A 17105-nucleotide genomic window follows, 5' to 3' on the forward strand; every position below is an offset into this window, starting at 1 on the left:
TTGCTTCTGAAATAAGCAGTCCTCAGCCATTTTTTCAGGCAAGTCGCTGGCCGTTCCCGGCAAACGTCTCTCCTCCATGCTTATCGCGCTGGCCCGGCCCTTGCTACCTCCTACGGAAGTCATGCACTCTCACGGCATGGCCACAGGCAACGCCCTGGGGGAGAACAGTCGGAATCTATGGCAGCCGCGTTTGACGAAATGAATATTCCCGGCGGGGACCTTCGCCCCGCCTATCAGGAGCTGGCGCGCTGGCTCAAGGAGACGCCTCCCGAGGCGCTCGAATATCGCCGCCAGGAGGCCGAACTCCTGTTCCGCCGAATCGGCATTACCTTCGCGGTCTACGGCGATTCCGAATCGACCGAGCGCCTGATCCCCTTCGACGTGATCCCCCGGATCATGTCCGGCAAGGAATGGGCGCTGCTCGAGAAGGGCCTGAAGCAGCGCGTCCGCGCGCTCAACATGTTCCTGCGCGACATCTATCACGGCCGCGAGATCCTCCGCGCCGAGATCGTGCCCGACGATCTGATCTTTCAGAACCCGGTGTTCCGGCCCGAGATGAACGGCCAGCAGGTGCCGCACGACGTCTACGTGCACATCGCCGGCATCGACATCGTCCGGGTCGACGCCGAAGACTTCATCGTGCTGGAGGACAACGCCCGCACGCCTTCCGGCGTCTCCTACATGCTGGAAAACCGCGAGATCATGATGCGGCTGTTTCCGGATCTGTTCGCCCGCCACAAGGTGGCGCCGGTCGAGCGCTATCCGGACGAATTGCTCGCCGCGCTGCGCTCGGTCGCGCCGCAAGGCGCATCCGGCGAGCCGACCGTCGCCCTGCTTACGCCCGGCGTCTACAACTCCGCCTACTACGAGCACTCTTTCCTCGCCGACAAGCTCGGCATCGAGCTGGTCGAGGGGCGCGATCTCATCGTCAAGAACAACGAAGTATTCATGCGCACGACGGAGGGGCTGAAGCGGGTCGACGTGATCTATCGGCGGGTCGACGACGATTTCCTCGATCCCCTCACCTTCCGTCCCGATTCCGTGCTCGGCGTCCCCGGGCTGATGTCGGCTTACGCGGCCGGCAACATCACGCTCGCCAACGCCGTCGGTACCGGCATCGCCGACGACAAGGCGATCTACTCCTACATGCCCGACATCGTGAAGTTCTATCTCGGCGAGGAGCCGATCCTGAAGAACGTGCCGACCTGGCGCTGCCGCGAGCCGAAGGATCTTGCCTATGTGCTGGACAATTTAAGCGAGCTCGTCGTCAAGGAAGTGCACGGCTCCGGCGGCTACGGCATGCTGATCGGTCCCGCCGCGACCAAAGCGACGATCGAAGCGTTCCGCGACAAGCTCAAGCGCGAGCCTGAAGGCTTCATCGCGCAGCCGACGCTGGCGCTCTCGACCTGCCCGACCTGCACCGAATCCGGCCTCGCGCCGCGCCATGTCGATCTTCGCCCCTTCGTGCTCACCGGCAGCAAGAGCACCACCATCGTCCCCGGCGGGCTCACACGCGTCGCGCTCAAGGAAGGCTCCCTGGTGGTGAACTCGAGCCAGGGCGGCGGCACCAAAGACACCTGGATCCTGGACGAGTAGAGAGATGCTGTCGCGTACCGCCGAAAACCTCTATTGGCTCGCCCGCTACGTCGAACGGGCCGAATATCTGGCGCGCACCATCGATGCGACGCTGCGCGTCACCGCGCTTCCCGCCGCCTATATCGGCAAGACCAACGAATGGGACTCGGCGCTGCTCACCGCCGGCGTCGCCGCCGGCTTCTATCAAGCCTATGAGGAAGCCAACGAGCACAACGTCGTCGAGTATCTCTCGTTCTCGCCGAACAACCCGTCCTCGATCAGGAACTGCATCGAAGCGGCGCGACTGAACTCGCGCTCGGTGCGCACCGCACTCACCAGCGAGATGTGGGACACCATCAACTCGGCCTGGATCGAGCTCCAGGCAGTGTGGAGCAAGGGCACCTCGACCCGCGAGGATCTCGCCAAGTTCCTCCGCTTCGTGCAGGAGACCTCGCTGCGATTCGACGGCTCGGCCTACCGGACCATGCTGCGCAACGATGCCTACTGGTTCTCGCGGATGGGCGTGCACCTGGAGCGCGCCGACAACACCGCCCGCATTCTCGACGTGAAGTATCACGTGCTATTGCCCGAAGAGGAGCACGTCGGCGGCCCGCTCGACTTCTATCAATGGAGCTCGATCCTGCGCTCGGTCTCGGCGCTGACGGCCTATCACTGGGTCTATCGCGAGACTCTGAAGCCGTGGCTGATCGCGGACCTGCTCATCCTCAACGACACGCTGCCGCGCTCGCTGGCGAGCTGCTACGGCAACCTCGTGCGCAACCTCGACCAGATCGGCGTCGCCTATGGCCGCCAGGGCCCCGCCCAGCGCCACGCCCGCGGCATCCGCAACCGGCTGGAACACAGCAACATGAACGACATTTTCCAGCACGGCGTGCATGAATTCATTCAGGAATTCATCACGGACAATTCAAGGCTGGGCGAAATCATCACGAAGCAGTATTTGATCTGACCCAAGCTGTCGTTCCGGGATGGTCCGAAGGAGCAGACCCGAAACCTCGAGCTTCCAGGTTCGATGCCGGCGCATCGCCCCGGAATGACGATGCCAGAACAAAACGGTCCACCATGCGCCTGCGTATCCAGCACACCACGACCTATCGCTACGAGCCGCCGGCGACCAGCGTGATCCAGATCCTGCGCATGACGCCGGGCAGCCACGACGGGCAATACGTCGCGGAATGGCAGATCGACGTCTCCACGGACACCAAGCTCGACACGCACGAGGACGCGTTCGGCAATGTCACCCATGTGCTGTCCTGCGGGCCCGTCGGCGACATCCGGATCACCGCCGAAGGACTGGTCGAGACCCACGACACCGGCGGCGTCCTGCGCGGCACGGACGAGCGTTTCCCGGCCGGCATGTTCCTGCGCTCCACCGACCTCACCTGCGTCAATCCGGCGATGACGGCGGTCGCGCGCCAGCTGCGGAGCGAGGCCGAGAGCGACACGCTCGGCTTCCTGCACACGCTCATGACGCAGATTGCCGATCACATGACATTCGACGAGGACCCGACCAACAGCGGCACGTCCGCCGCGGACGCGTTCGCGCTCAAGCGCGGCGTCTGCCAGGACTACGCGCACATCTTCATTGCTTGCGCTCGCGCCGGCGGCGTGCCGGCGCGCTTCGTCTCCGGGCATTTCTTGCGAGCAGACGACGCGGTGCATCAGGAAGCTGGCCATGCCTGGGCGGAGGCTTACGTGCCCGATCTCGGCTGGGTCGGTTTCGATCCCGCCAACAGCATCTGCGCCACCGATGCCCATGTCCGCGTCGCGATCGGGCTCGACTATCTCGGCGCGGCCCCGGTGCGCGGCACGCGCTATGGCGGCGGCACGGAAACGCTGGCGGTGACCGTGAAGGTCGAGCAGGCCGGCCGCGGCGGCCAGTCGCAATCGCAGTCGCAGCGACAGAGCTAGGCACCGCCGAGCGCCTGCGCCGTGCTACATTGCAGGATCAGATCGGACCTGTGAGGTGGCCCATGGCGACTGTGAAACTGCTTTCGGATGATGAACTCTCGGCCGAGGCGCGCGCCGTTTTCGACGACATCCGCAAGGTGCGGAAATCAGACTTCGTCAACAATTTCTGGCGCGCGCTGGCGCATGATCCGAAGACGCTGCGACGGACCTGGGAAAGCATCAAGGAGGTGATGGCGCCTGGTGCGCTCGATCCCAAGGTCAAGGAGATGCTCTACGTCGCGGTCTCGATCGCGCATGGCTGCAGCTACTGCATCCATTCGCACACCGCCGCAGCACGGGCCAAGGGCATGACCGAGGCCGAATACGGCGAGCTGCTCGCCATCGTCGGCATGGCCGCCGAGACGAACCGGCTGGTCACGGCGCTCGGCGTCCCGGTCGACCAGGCGTTTCTGGTCGATGGCGCGGATTGAGGTCGGCGGTCGCAGCAGCGTACCTTGCCTGTCATTCTGGGGCACGCGTAGCGCGAACCCGCAATCCATTCATCCACCAGTGCCGCAGCCCAATGGATTCCGGGCTCGCGACTTCGTCGCGCCCCGGAATGACAGCTTTCCCCCGCGGGAATCGGGGGTTTCATGGCCCCCTGAAATTGGCTAGTAATTCCGCGCAAACGCGTTCGGGGACTGGAAATGACCTATTGCTGCGGAATCCTGGTTCGGGACGGTCTGGTGATGATCGCCGACACCCGCACCAATGCCGGCCTCGACAATGTCTCGACCTTCCGCAAGCTGCACATCTTCTCCAAGCCGGGCGAGCGCATCATGGCGATCGCCAGTGCCGGCAACCTCGCCATCAGCCAGTCGGTGCTCTCGACCCTGACCGAGGGCCTGGAGGACCCGAACACGGGCGAGGTCGAGACGCTGATGAACGCGCCGACCATGTTCCAGGCCGCTCAGCGCATCGGGCGGGCGATCCGGGCGGTGCATGCGACCGAAGGGCCGGCGCTGAAATCCGAAGACGTCTCCTTCGACGTCTCCTTCCTGTTCGGCGGCCAGATCAAGGGGGCACGCATGCGCCTGTTCATGGTCTACACCGCCGGCAATTTCATCGAGTGTACCACCGACACGCCCTACCTGCAGATCGGCGAGCACAAATACGGCAAGCCGGTGCTCGATCGCGCCATGCACTACGATGTCGAGCTCTACGAGGCGCTGAAGACCGGCCTGATCTCGATGGATTCGACCATGCGGTCGAACCTCGGCGTGGGCCTTCCGATCGACGTGCTGGTGGTGCGCAACGATGCCTGCGAGGCCGATCTCAACCACCGTATCGAGGCGGGCGAGCCTTATTTCCACGATCTGCGCTCGCGCTGGTCGGCAGCCCTGCGCGCGGCGCATCAGAACATTCCGCGCCCGCCTTACAAGAACGACAAAGAACCCAAGACCTGAACAGCTCGAGAAAAGGCAGGAAACGATGAGTGAAGCGAAGAAGATCGCATTGGTGACGGGCGCCGGCACCGGTGTCGGCCGAGCGGCGTCGCTGGCGCTGATGAACACCGGCTTCACCGTGGTGCTCGCCGGCCGCCGGCTCGACATGCTCGAGGAGACCGCGAAGCTCGGCCCCGCGGGAAAAAGCCTTTGCGTCACCGCCGACATGACCAAGCCGGATTCCATCGCCGCGCTGTTCGACAAGGTGAAGGCAACCTATGGCCGCCTCGACCTGCTCTTCAACAATGCCGGCATGGGCGCGCCCGCCGTGAACTTCGAGGATCTCAGCCTCGAGCAATGGCAGGCGGTCGTGAACACCAACCTCACCGGCCCGTTCCTGTGCACCCAGCACGCCTTCCGCATCATGAAGGACCAGACCCCGCGCGGCGGCCGCATCATCAACAACGGCTCGATCTCGGCGCATGCGCCGCGGCCGTTCTCTGCCGCCTATACCTCGACCAAGCACGCCGTCACGGGCCTGACCAAGGCCTCCAATCTCGACGGCCGCATGTATGACATCGCGGTCGGCCAGGTCGACATCGGCAACGCCGCGACGCCAATGACCGATCGCATGGTCAACGGCCCCGGCGTGCTGCAGCCCGACGGTACGACCAAGCACGAGCCGCGCATGGACGCCAAGGCGGTCGGCGACGCCGTGGCCTACATGGCCAGCCTGCCGCTCGATGCCAACGTGCTGACCATGACGGTGATGGCAACCAAGATGCCGTTCGTCGGACGGGGCTGACCCAAAGCGCGAAAACAACCTCATGCACAGTAGGCGTCAAGAGGCGTCTACTGCTTGCCCCGCTGCGGGGTGGCGCGAGCTAAGTCCGCAGATTATCTCAACAATCGTCATTGCGAGCCAACGGGTCCGCGCGAAGCGCGGCCCGATGACAGGCTCCGCGAAGCAATCCGGGCTGCGTCCGCGGTGAGATTTCCGGATTGCTTCTCCGCAAGAGCTCCTCGCAATGACGTGGAGAAGGCGGCGCCACGACGGCATTGCCTTCGGCGTTTGCACGGCCATAATCGTTGAGGGTTTGGGGACATCATGCTGCGGCTGCAATCTGCACTCGGCATCTTCGCGTTGCTGCTGATCGCCTGGGTGCTGAGCGAAAACCGCCGGGCGGTATCGGCTCGGCAGGCCGCGATCGGCCTCGTCGTGACCTTCGTCGCCGCAATCGTGTTGTTGAAGCTGCCGGTCGTGGCGCATGCGTTTGGCGCCATCAACGAGGCGGTCGGCACGATCTCCGCGGCCTCCCGCGCCGGCTCCGCCTTCGTGTTCGGCTATGTCGGCGGCGGCACCCTTCCGTTCGATCTGAAGGTGCCGGGCGCGGATTTCATCCTGGCGTTCCAGGCGCTGCCGATCGTGCTGGTCATGAGCGTGCTGACGACGCTCTTGTTCTATTGGCGCGTCCTTCCGCCGATCGTGCGCGGCATGGCCTGGCTGCTCGAGCGGACGCTGGGCGTCGGCGGCGCGGTGGGACTGTCAACCGCCGCGAACATTTTCCTCGGCATGGTCGAGGCGCCGCTGTTCGTGCGGCCGTATCTGGCACAGATGACCCGCAGCGAATTGTTTCTGGTCATGACCGGCGGCATGGCGGGCATCGCCGGTACCGTTCTGGTGCTCTATGCGACGCTGCTGGCGCCCCTCATCCCCGACGCCGCCGCGCATTTCGTCATCGCCTCGGTGCTGGGCGCGCCGGCCGCGATCCTCGTCAGCCTGATCATGGTGCCCGAGACCTCCGACAAGCGCACCGGCGGCGCTCTGCAGAATCCCGAGATGGACGTGTCCGGCACGATGGATGCGATCGTAAAGGGCACCACCGCCGGCCTCGATTTGCTGCTCAACATTGTCGCCATGCTGCTGGTGCTGGTGGCGCTGGTCTATCTCGTCAACGCCATGCTCGGCCTGCTGCCGCATCTCGGCGGTGCCCCGATCTCGCTGCAGCGCCTGCTCGGCCTCGTCATGGCGCCGGTATGCTGGTTGATGGGACTGCCGTGGGATCAGGCGATTGCCGCAGGCAGCCTGATGGGCACTAAGACCGTGCTCAATGAATTGATCGCCTATGTCGACTTCTCGAAGCTGCCGCCCGAAGCGCTCGACCCGCGCTCGCGCCTGATCATGCTCTATGCGATGTGCGGCTTCGCCAATTTCGCCAGCCTCGGCATCATGATCGGCGGCCTGGGGGTGATGGCGCCGGAACGGCGCGAGGAGATCAACGCACTGGGCTTGAAGTCGATCGTGTCGGGGACGCTGACCACGTGCTTGATGGGCGCGGTGGTGGGAGTGTTGGCGTAGGCTCCCCGCTCGTCATTGCGAGCCAACGGGTCCGCGCAGCGCGCGGCCCGACGACAGGCTCCACGAAGCAATCCGGTGTGCATCCGGGGAAAGACAGGAAGAGCACCTACGCCTTCAACTCCACCGTCTTGAACTCAGCCGGCAGAATCACTTCCAGCAGTTCGACGTCATCCGAGTAATCCAGGATCATGTGCTTGATCTTCGGCGGCTGGGTCCAGGCGCTGCCTTCCTTCATCAAGGTCTCGCCCTGCCCGTCCATATAGGTCTTCACCCAGCCCTTCAGCACGTAGACCATCTGGAACTCGACGTCGTGGAAGTGCAGCTTCGACACCTCGGCAGGATTGCACGGGCCCTGCAGCCGGATCACATGCGCCTGCGCGAGGCCGTGCGTTGCCGCAGCGATGCCGAGATCGCGGTACTTCGCGTAGGCACGCAGGCCGTCGGCCTTGAAGTCCTCCTCGCGGTGATGGCTGATGGCGATGCGCTGCTTCGGCCGCACGGGCTTCTTTGGAGCGACGGTACGCGGCTTCGCCTTCACCGCCTTGCGCGCCGAGGATCGCGCCGCAACATTGGCGCCGCTCCGCTTCTTCAACGCGGTCTTCATTGCGGGTCTCGATGCCTTGTGCTTGGCCATTGTTTGCCTCCCTGATCTGAGCCGCGTCCGCCGGACGGGCACGACCCGAAAGGCAGACTATCCAGTCCGGGGCGAGGCAGCAATCGCCAAGCTTGAGCCAGTCATTCGATTGCTCAGCAGATCGTAGCTTGTCCCAAGCTGTCGTGGCGAGCGGCGCTCGTCTCGTCTTCGCTCGCTCGCTGAACTAGTCTCGCCAGGAGATCTTGGGGGAATGATTCATGGGCAACAGCGTCGGTCAGCGTGCGTTTCAGAATGCCCGGCTTCACAAACGGCAAAAGGGCGTAGTTCTGCCATTGCTCGGGCATGCGCTCGAGTTGCACAAGAAGGGACGCCTCCCCGAGGCCAGAGCTGCCTATCGCGAGCTCCTGCAGATCGCGCCTACCCAATTCATCGCGCTGCACATGCTCGGCGCTCTCGAGTCTGACGCAAAGAACTTTCAGCAGGCTGAAGCCCTGCTGAGCCGGGCGGTTGCCGTGGATCCGCGCTCTGCCGAAGCTCATATGAGCTTGGGCATCGCCCTGAACGGGCTGAAGCGTCACGATGAGGCCCGCGAGAGCTATCGAAAGGCTCTCGCCTTGCGACCCAACTACGCCGCGGCCCTTGCCAATCTCGGCAACGCGAGCGCCGCGCTCGATCTGCACCAGGACGCGGTCGAGAGCTACGACAAGGCGCTTGCAATCGACGGAACTCTTGCCGAAGCCCACAACGGCCGCGGCTCTGCGCTCTGCCGACTGCGCAACTATGACGAAGCTCTCGCAAGCCTCGATCGCGCGCTCGCGATCTAGCCCGACTATGCCGCCGCGCTTGCCAACCGTTCCGTCGTATGGCGCGAGCTGCACCGGCTTGACGAGGCCATGGCGGACTGCGATCGGGCAATCGCCCTCGCCCCCGACGACGCGAATGGGTGGCTCTCGCGGGCCAGTGTCTTGCTCCAAGTCAAGCAAATTGCCCGCGCCTATTCCGATTGCGCGACGGCCCTGGCGCTTGCTTCCGATTCCGCGCAAGCTCACCTGGTGCAGGGCCTATGTCTTGCCGGACTTGGCCGGGTCGATGAAGCGCTCGCAAGTTTCGACCGAGCCCTCGACATCCAGCCTGACCTTCAGAGCGCCATCTCCAGCAAGATCTTCACGCTCGACTTTGCGGCGGACGCGACTGTCGAGCAGCATCAGCAAGCGCGGCAAGTCTGGTGGGAGCGGGTCGGGGCGAAAATCGCATCAGAAGCGGCGGGCCCGTACGACAACAGCTGCGATCCGGATCGCCGTCTGGTGCTCGGCTACGTCTCGTCGGATTTCAACGCGCATTCAGCGGCATTCATTTTCAAGCCGGTCCTGCAACACCACGACCGGGCACGGTTCGAGATCGTGTGCTATTCATGTTCGTCGAGGGTCGACGCCACGACGCGCGAATTCGAAGGAATGGCCGATCGCTGGCGCGACGCCGCGCAATGGACCGACGATCGCCTCGCCGCTCAGATTCGCGCCGATGGCGTCGATATCCTGATCGACCTGTCCGGCCACACCAGAGGCAACCGCCTCGGCGTGTTTGCGCGCAAGCCGGCGCCGATCCAGGTTCATGGATGGGGCCACGGCACCGGCACCGGACTGCCGACGATCGAATATCTCTTCTCGGACCCCGTCGCGATTCCTGTCGCGGTCCGCCATCTGTTTGTGGAGACCGTCATCGATCTGCCGTGCTTCGTGACCCTGGCGCCGCTGCCGGCCGGGATCGCGCGGGCGGGGGCGCCGGCTCTCTCGAACGGCTTCGTCACGTTCGGCGTGTTCACCCGCATCAGCAAGATTTCGGACGAGGCGGTTGACGTCTGGTCCAGGATTCTCGAGCGGGTGCCAGGTTCGCGCCTGCTGATCAAGGATTTTGCGCTGGACGATCGGCTGGTGCGCGACAACCTGCTGGCGCGGTTTGCAGCTTGCCGCCTGCCAGCCGAACGGGTCGAGCTGCTCGGGGCCACTTCGAGGGACGAGCATCTGGCGTCGTTCAATCGCATCGACATCTGCCTCGACACATTCCCGCAGAACGGCGGCGTCAGCACCTGGGAAGCCTTGCAGATGGGCGTGCCGGTGGTGGCGAAGCTCGGCAACAGCCTGCCCGGCCGTGCGGCGGGCTCCATCCTGACCGCGCTTGGCCTGCCGGACTGGGTCGCCGATTGCGATCAGACATATGCCGACATCGCGGCAATCCGCGCATTTGGGATCGGCGACGTTTCGCAGCTGCGCCGCGAATTGCCGGAACGGATCAGAGATGCTGCCGCCGGCGACCCCGTCTCCTACGCGCGCGCGGTGGACGACGCCTACCGCGCGATGTGGAAACGGTACTGCCGCGATTGCGCCTGATCTCTGCTCAATGCAGCCGGAATACGCCGTCCACCGCGCGCAGCTCGGCGGGCTTGATCAGCTTGGAATGCGCCACCGTGACCGAGTGGAGAGGGCCGTCGAGCTTCTCCTGCCAGAATGCCAGGAAATCCTTCAGCGCCGGAAATTTCGGAAACATGTCGTAGTTCTGCCAGACATAGGTCTGGAGCAGCGACGGATGATCCGGCATCCGATAGAGAATTTGTGCCGTCGTCAGTCCGTATCCCAGCATCTGCTTCCGGAAATCGTCGGAAACACCCCCAACGCGCAGTCCCATGCCAAACCTCCTTTGCAGGAGCGCATTCAGGGGGTGGCTTGATCCGTGCCCCGGGAGCCACCCGGAAACGATGCGCTCACAGACGAGAAATGTGACGCAAACTGACAATCCATCTCAAGCCCAAAAGTTTAACAAGCTGTTGAAATTCAATGCGTTAGCAGCAGATGCCGCTCCGTGCTAATACGGCCTCGGCCTCGGTTAACGATGGCTGAGAGATCCTGGCAGTGCGAACTGTCGGCTGCTAATTTTTCTGCTACAAACCCTTGCCCCCGCAAAATTCCTGTCCTATTTGAGCCTCGCTCGTGCTAGCACTCGCGGGCAACGATTGCTAACAATCTCAAAATCCTCAACTCGTGCAAATGCTTAGGAGGACTGCATGAAATTCCGTCCGCTTCACGACCGCGTCGTGGTCAAGCGCATCGACGCAGAAGAGAAGACCGCTGGCGGCATCATCATTCCCGACACTGCCAAGGAAAAGCCCTCCCAGGGCGAAGTCGTCGCCGTCGGCCCGGGTGGCCGCGACGAGTCCGGCAAGCTGATCCCGATCGACCTCAAGGTCGGCGACCGCGTGCTGTTCGGCAAGTGGTCCGGCACCGAGGTCAAGATCGACGGCCAGGACCTGCTGATCATGAAGGAGAGCGACGTGATGGGCGTTCTCGAAGTCAGCGAGTCCAAGAAGAAGGCGGCTTAAGAGCCCTTCTCCTCCCCCCAGTCAAACACCACTCAAGGAAAATTCCAGATGGCAGCCAAAGAAGTCAAATTCTCGGTTGAAGCGCGCGACAAGATGCTGCGCGGCGTCGACGTCCTCGCCAATGCAGTGAAGGTCACGCTCGGTCCGAAGGGCCGCAACGTCGTGCTCGACAAGTCGTTCGGCGCTCCCCGCATCACCAAGGACGGCGTCACCGTCGCCAAGGAGATCGAGCTCGAGGACAAGTTCGAGAACATGGGCGCGCAGATGGTGCGCGAAGTCGCCTCCAAGTCCGCTGACGCGGCCGGCGACGGCACCACCACCGCCACCGTGCTCGCCCAGGCAATCGTGAAGGAAGGCGCCAAGTCCGTCGCCGCCGGCATGAACCCGATGGACCTCAAGCGCGGTATCGACCTCGCGGTCGAAGCCGTCGTTGCGGACCTCCAGAAGAACTCCAAGAAGGTCACCTCGAACGAGGAGATCGCTCAGGTCGGCACCATCTCGGCCAACGGCGACCAGGAGATCGGCAAGTTCCTCTCCGATGCCATGAAGAAGGTCGGCAACGAGGGTGTCATCACCGTCGAGGAAGCCAAGTCGCTCGAGACCGAGCTCGACGTCGTCGAGGGCATGCAGTTCGACCGCGGCTACATCTCGCCCTACTTCGTCACCAACGCCGACAAGATGCGCGTTGAGATGGACGACGCCTACATCCTCATCAACGAGAAGAAGCTCTCCTCGCTGAACGAGCTGCTGCCGCTGCTCGAGGCCGTGGTGCAGACGGGCAAGCCGCTCGTGATCGTCGCCGAGGACGTCGAAGGCGAAGCGCTCGCGACCCTCGTCGTGAACCGGCTGCGCGGCGGCCTCAAGGTCGCGGCCGTCAAGGCTCCGGGCTTCGGCGATCGCCGCAAGGCCATGCTGCAGGACATCGCGATCCTGACCGGCGGCCAGGCGATCTCGGAAGATCTCGGCATCAAGCTCGAGAACGTCACGCTCAACATGCTCGGTCGCGCCAAGAAGGTGATGATCGACAAGGAGAACACCACGATCGTCAACGGCGCCGGCAAGAAGGCCGACATCGAGGCGCGCGTGGCCCAGATCAAGGCGCAGATCGAGGAGACCACCTCGGACTACGACCGTGAGAAGCTCCAGGAGCGTCTTGCCAAGCTCGCGGGCGGCGTCGCGGTGATCCGCGTCGGCGGCGCGACCGAGGTCGAGGTGAAGGAGCGCAAGGATCGCGTTGATGACGCGATGCATGCGACCCGCGCGGCGGTCGAGGAAGGCATCGTCCCGGGCGGCGGCGTCGCCCTGCTCCGTGCCTCCGAGCAGCTCAAGGGCCTGCGCACCAAGAACGACGACCAGAAGACCGGCGTCGAGATCGTGCGCAAGGCGCTGTCGGCTCCGGCTCGCCAGATCGCGATCAACGCCGGTGAAGACGGCTCGGTGATCGTCGGCAAGATCCTGGAGAACAAGACCTACAATTACGGCTTCGACTCCCAGACCGGCGAATATGCCGACCTCGTCAAGAAGGGCATCATCGACCCGACCAAGGTGGTCCGCACCGCGATCCAGAACGCTGCCTCGGTGGCCGCGCTCCTGATCACCACGGAAGCCATGGTCGCCGAGCTGCCCAAGAAGGGCGGCGCCGGTCCGGCGATGCCTCCGGGCGGCGGCATGGGCGGCATGGACTTCTGAGTCCAGCCTTTCAGGCAAACGACGAAATGCGAAACCCCGGCAGCGATGCCGGGGTTTTTGTTTCATGGAACGTCACTCCGGGGCGCGTCCCCTTGGGCGCCAGCCCGGAATGACAGCGCGGCACAATCGACCCCGCCGCCCCGGAATGAGGGGCCGTCACTCCACCTTGCCCAGCCGCTCGAAGCGCGGCTCGCCGTCCTCGTCGAGCGACCAGAAGATCCGCGTGACCTTGCCGACGAGATTGTCCATCGGGACGAATCCGATCCCCGGCATGCGGCTGTCGGTGGAATTGTCACGGTTATCGCCGAGCACGAAGATATGGCCCGCCGGCACCGTGAAGACGCTGGTATTATCCAGGTTGTCGTCGTCGCCGCAGTCCAGAGTCACGTAGGACGCGCCGTTCGGCAGCGTCTCGCGCCAGAGCTTCGCCGTCGCGTCGTCATCCACGCCGCACGTGTCGCCGACCTGTGCCTTCTTCTGCGCGACACGCGTCACGGGACGATCGTTGAGGAAAAGCCGGCCCCGCCGCATCTGGATGCGGTCGCCGGGCAGCCCGACCACGCGCTTGACGAAGTCGGTCGCGGTATCCTTCGAGGAGCGGAATACGACAATGTCCCCATATTCCGGATCGGCGGCGAGGACTCGGCCCGAGATCCAGGATGGCGCAAAGGGGACGGAATAGCGGCCGTAGCCGTAGGCATGCTTCGCGGCGAAGACGTAGTCGCCCACCGTCAGCGCCGGCGCCATCGAGTTCGAGGGGATGTTGAACGGCTGATACAGGAAGTAGCGAAACAGGAACGGCGGCGACCATAGCACCGGGATCAGCAGGATCAGGATGACGATCGCCCTCCATTCCCGGGATTGTGCCGCTCGCCGCGCGGGCGGCCGGATCGTGTCCTGACACGTAGTCATGCAACTGCCCTGGTCAAAATCATGTCATCGCGAGATTGGCAACTCCTGCGCGCATGCGCAATCTCCTGCGAATTCCGAAATTTGTCGCACGTCGAGCAGGCTGCGTTCAACGCGGGGCCGTGAACGTCGCCGGGCTGTCAGCCCTGGGAAATATCCCTGAAGCACTGCCGCACCCATTCGATGGTGAGCCGCGCCGCCGGATCGCGCTTGAGGTGGTTCTGCACCAGGAGCCAGACGTCCCGGCGCCTCGGCAGCAACGTGGCGCGCAGGCTGCGGTCGGCGAGCAGCAGGCCGCAGCTGTACTCGGGCAGCACGCCGATGGCCAGATGCGACTGGATCATGGTGCGGATGATGCGGACATTGTCGGTGATGCAACGGGCGTTCTTCAGTCGTTTCGACCGTAAGAATTGCTGCTCCGGGATCGCGTCGAGTTCGTCGGGATAGACGCACGCAACCGGCTCGATCCCGCTGCGGTCCGCGGGCTCGAGGAAATACAGCCTGACCTCGCCAAGCTTGGAGATGGTGAAGTCGCCCTTCTCCGGCTTGCGCAGGCGAATGGCGAGATCGGCCTGCCAGCGCGAGAATTTGACATTGCCGCTGGCGGTGAGGAATTGCAGCGTCAACCCTGGATGGTCGCGCAGGAAGTCGCTCGCATGCGGCGCCAACAGCTCTTCGGCAATGGCATTGGTCGAGGCGATGCGGAGCCGGCCGACCGGACCGGGCTGGCTCTCCTTGATCCGGTCGATCGCCGCGGCATGCGCCGCCATCGCGCCGACATGCTCGAGCACCGCCTCGCAATGGCGCGTCGGCCGGCGCAAGCCATCCACGGCTTCGAACAACGGCACGCCGAGATCCCGCTGGATGCGCGCCAGCCGGCGGCCGACAGTGGTCTCGTCGATGCGCAGCCGCGCGCTGGCGCCGGCATAGGTGCCCTCGTCCCTGACCGCGGCGATGATGCGCAGATCGTCCCAGTTCATTCCAGGAGCCTAGCAGGAGACAGCGGCATCCTGCAAATTCGCAGCCATATGCCGCAATATTCCTGCACATCGGCAGGCGCCGGCTGCGCTAGTGTCGCGTCATCCGACATCCACAGGAAAGCCTGCCAGCATGACCGCTCCCAAGACCCTGCTCGAACTCGCCGGCGCCGATCTCAATCCGCCGAAACTCCACGAGGCCTGCCTCGTGCTGGTCGACATTCAGAACGAATATTGCGCCGGTCCGCTGGCTTTGCCCGATGCGCAGCCCGCGATCGCCGCGGCTGCGCGCCTGCTGGCGCGGGCACGGGAGAGCGGAGCCGCGATCTTCCACATCGCGCACAAGGGCCGCGCCGGCGGCCTGTTCGACCGCGAGACCGCACGCGGCGCAATCGTTGACCGGCTGGCGCCCCTCGCAAGCGAGCCCGTGATCGAGAAGGCGCTGCCGAACGCCTTCGCCGGCACCGACCTGCAGACACGGCTTGCCGCGACCGGACTCAAGAACGTCGTGCTGGCCGGATTCATGACGCATATGTGCGTCTCTTCGACCGCCCGCGCCGCGCTCGACCTAGGCCTGCGCACGACGATCGCAGCCGACGCCTGCGCCACGCGCGACCTGCCAGACGGCCGAGGCGGAACGCTGGACGCCCGGACGATCCACCAGGTCGCGCTCGCCGAGCTGTCGGATCGCTTCGCGATCATCGCGCAAGTCGACGCGCTGACTTGATGGCGCGTGAGACGCTGCAGCTTTATTTCTCCGACGGCCTGCCCGCTATCGAGCCGCATCGCGCTGAGGGAGGCCGATATGGAGGCGCAGCATCAGCGCGCCCGCTGCCGCAAGGCGATGGCGGCGTGAATGCCTCACTCCACCCGCTCGAGCACCGCGAGCTTGCGGATGCCCTTGTTGCGGTAGGCGTCGAGGAATGCGTAATAGTCCTTGAACGACACGCAGCCGTTGGAATCTCCGTTCGGCCCCAGCATGTAGGTGTGGGCGAGCAAACCGTCGCGGCCGTAGATCGCGCTCTCGCCGCCGATCGGCGTCAGTCGCAACGCCGGCACGCCGTGGAACAATGCCTCGCGCGGTTTCAGAGTGTAGATGTGCGGCGGCGTCACGCCGCGCATGCGCAGGCGGCGGGAGCCCGGATCGTCGCGGTTGGCGCCGAGGCCGGAATGAGCCTCGAGCCTGGTGCCGTCGGGCAGATACACCATCTTGGCCGTGATGTCGTAAACGGCGGTGTCGCGCTCGTAGGGCGGAGCGCCGCCGAGCATCGGGTTCTGCTCCTTCGGCGCGATGGACGCAGTAATGCTGGCGTCGGCGGAGGCATAGGCGAGCAGCCCGCCGGACGGCTCGCGCTTGCCCCAGAGCTTCTCCACCATCGACTGGCGCGGAGCGGTGATCGACATCACCGCGGCCTTGGCCCGGTCGGCGAAGGATTTTGGTTTGGCTTCGGGCGCCGGCACGATCTGGGCCGGGTCGGCCGAGGCAAGCTGCAGCTGGGCCTCCGGCGCGCGCTTGGCCCTGTCTGCAGCCTTGTCAGCTCCCTTGGCTGCCGGCTTCAGTGCGTCCGCAACCTTCGCGATCACGCTCTGCTTCGGGGCATCTTTGGCCGCGGCAACCTGGGTCGCGGGGGCGGCGCTCGCCGCATTCGATGGCACGCCTTGGGTCGCAGCGGCGGCGAAGCGCTCGTTGAACATCTCGCGCGAGATCGGCGTCGCGACCTGCAAACGGTCGGGCAACAACGCAAAGGCGTCCTTGATGGCCTCGCCGGCGTCGCGCAGCACGACCTTGGGCGCGCGCCTGACCACCGGCTCGTCGTAGCCGATGCTGCCGACGGTCGGATAGACGCTCGCGCCGAGAATGTTGCTGTAGATGGTCCAGCCGGCGCCCATCACGACGCAGCCGATCGCCGCGGCGCCAAGCCAACTCGTCGTGGTCATCTTCCGGGAAGGCTTCCGAAGAGAATTCTTGGACTTCCGTGCCGCGTTACTTTGCGCAGCGATACTCGTACTCATTCGCCTTGCGTCCAGGACGGTGTCACTCAGTCCCCCCTCGAAGTGCCGCTGGTCACGATCCGGGAACAGCATCTCGCAGAGGGTCGGAGCGTCATTAAGGCGACTTTTAGTTAAATGCGGATTAAGTTCGGGCGGATGTGAGGCAACTCGTTAATGCTGTCCCATTCTGAGAAAAATCCCGCAGAATTACGGACTTAGTCGCATCTGTTAACCATGTTTCTCGACCGGTTTGCGTCGCCTCTCCGACGCTTGCGGCCGC

At 64.4% G+C, this 17105-nt stretch carries 17 protein-coding genes; 12 read left to right on the top strand and 5 right to left on the bottom strand.

Translation table 11 applies throughout. The features are described from left to right. Window positions 1-177 precede the first annotated feature (177 nt). From ASG57_RS33970 to ASG57_RS34000, 7 genes are all read left to right on the top strand, one after another. Entirely contained in the window at window positions 178-1596 is a 1419-nt protein-coding gene (locus ASG57_RS33970) for a circularly permuted type 2 ATP-grasp protein (RefSeq protein WP_024340790.1), read from the top strand. Between the two features lie 4 nt (window positions 1597-1600). Then, complete coding sequence (locus ASG57_RS33975; protein ID WP_024340791.1) at window positions 1601-2545, top strand: alpha-E domain-containing protein; 945 nt, start codon at window positions 1601-1603, stop codon at window positions 2543-2545. A gap of 113 nt (window positions 2546-2658) precedes the next feature. Next, window positions 2659-3507: a transglutaminase family protein gene (locus ASG57_RS33980; protein WP_024340792.1), complete on the top strand. Its 849-nt coding sequence runs from the start codon at window positions 2659-2661 to the stop codon at window positions 3505-3507. 62 nt (window positions 3508-3569) lie between these two features. Then, on the top strand, window positions 3570-3977 hold the full coding sequence (locus tag ASG57_RS33985; protein ID WP_024340793.1) for a carboxymuconolactone decarboxylase family protein: 408 nt from the start codon (window positions 3570-3572) through the stop codon (window positions 3975-3977). Between the two features lie 216 nt (window positions 3978-4193). Beyond that, window positions 4194-4952, top strand: a complete 759-nt coding sequence (locus tag ASG57_RS33990) for a proteasome-type protease (RefSeq protein WP_024340794.1) — start codon at window positions 4194-4196, stop codon at window positions 4950-4952. 25 nt (window positions 4953-4977) lie between these two features. Beyond that, window positions 4978-5736, top strand: a complete 759-nt coding sequence (locus ASG57_RS33995; protein ID WP_024340795.1) for an SDR family oxidoreductase — start codon at window positions 4978-4980, stop codon at window positions 5734-5736. A gap of 303 nt (window positions 5737-6039) precedes the next feature. After that, complete coding sequence (locus tag ASG57_RS34000) at window positions 6040-7290, top strand: NupC/NupG family nucleoside CNT transporter (protein ID WP_024340796.1); 1251 nt, start codon at window positions 6040-6042, stop codon at window positions 7288-7290. Between the two features lie 106 nt (window positions 7291-7396). Here ASG57_RS34000 and ASG57_RS34005 read toward each other — a convergent pair whose 3' ends face one another. Next, window positions 7397-7924: a cupin domain-containing protein gene (locus ASG57_RS34005; RefSeq protein WP_024340797.1), complete on the bottom strand. Its 528-nt coding sequence runs from the start codon at window positions 7922-7924 to the stop codon at window positions 7397-7399. 218 nt (window positions 7925-8142) lie between these two features. Between ASG57_RS34005 and ASG57_RS39555 the strand changes: the two genes are divergently transcribed. After that, window positions 8143-8709 (top strand): tetratricopeptide repeat protein, encoded by a 567-nt coding sequence (locus ASG57_RS39555; protein WP_349509767.1) that lies wholly within the window; start codon window positions 8143-8145, stop codon window positions 8707-8709. 141 nt (window positions 8710-8850) lie between these two features. Beyond that, the gene (locus tag ASG57_RS34010; RefSeq protein ID WP_230646557.1) at window positions 8851-10272 is read left to right on the top strand and encodes an O-linked N-acetylglucosamine transferase, SPINDLY family protein; all 1422 of its coding nucleotides are present in this window, start codon (window positions 8851-8853) and stop codon (window positions 10270-10272) included. Window positions 10273-10279: 7 nt separating this feature from the next. Here the strand turns inward: ASG57_RS34010 and ASG57_RS34015 are convergent, their stop codons facing one another. After that, the gene (locus ASG57_RS34015) at window positions 10280-10567 is read right to left on the bottom strand and encodes an usg protein (protein WP_024340798.1); all 288 of its coding nucleotides are present in this window, start codon (window positions 10565-10567) and stop codon (window positions 10280-10282) included. A 376-nt stretch (window positions 10568-10943) separates the two neighbouring features. Here ASG57_RS34015 and groES point away from each other — a divergent pair, with 376 nt between their 5' ends. After that, a complete protein-coding gene (gene groES, locus ASG57_RS34020) occupies window positions 10944-11258 on the top strand; it encodes a co-chaperone GroES (protein ID WP_024340799.1) in 315 nt (104 codons plus the stop codon). A gap of 48 nt (window positions 11259-11306) precedes the next feature. Further along, complete coding sequence (groL, locus tag ASG57_RS34025; RefSeq protein ID WP_024340800.1) at window positions 11307-12947, top strand: chaperonin GroEL; 1641 nt, start codon at window positions 11307-11309, stop codon at window positions 12945-12947. A 156-nt stretch (window positions 12948-13103) separates the two neighbouring features. On the opposite strand, the gene lepB is transcribed toward groL, so the two are convergent. Together lepB and ASG57_RS34035 are read right to left on the bottom strand one after the other, a co-directional pair. Continuing rightward, complete coding sequence (gene lepB, locus ASG57_RS34030; protein ID WP_024340801.1) at window positions 13104-13859, bottom strand: signal peptidase I; 756 nt, start codon at window positions 13857-13859, stop codon at window positions 13104-13106. Between the two features lie 137 nt (window positions 13860-13996). Further along, complete coding sequence (locus tag ASG57_RS34035) at window positions 13997-14836, bottom strand: LysR family transcriptional regulator (protein ID WP_024340802.1); 840 nt, start codon at window positions 14834-14836, stop codon at window positions 13997-13999. A 130-nt stretch (window positions 14837-14966) separates the two neighbouring features. On the opposite strand from ASG57_RS34035, the gene ASG57_RS34040 reads away from it, so the two are divergent. Continuing rightward, the gene (locus ASG57_RS34040) at window positions 14967-15560 is read left to right on the top strand and encodes a cysteine hydrolase family protein (RefSeq protein ID WP_024340803.1); all 594 of its coding nucleotides are present in this window, start codon (window positions 14967-14969) and stop codon (window positions 15558-15560) included. Window positions 15561-15694: 134 nt separating this feature from the next. Here ASG57_RS34040 and ASG57_RS34045 read toward each other — a convergent pair whose 3' ends face one another. Then, window positions 15695-16771 carry a DUF2778 domain-containing protein gene (locus ASG57_RS34045; protein ID WP_024340804.1) on the bottom strand — a complete coding sequence of 359 codons (1077 nt, stop codon included), beginning with the start codon at window positions 16769-16771 and terminating at the stop codon, window positions 15695-15697. Between the last annotated feature and the right edge of the window lie 334 nt (window positions 16772-17105).

Source organism: Bradyrhizobium sp. Leaf396 (assembly GCF_001424605.1).
Taxonomy (GTDB): Bacteria; Pseudomonadota; Alphaproteobacteria; order Rhizobiales; family Xanthobacteraceae; genus Bradyrhizobium; species Bradyrhizobium japonicum_C.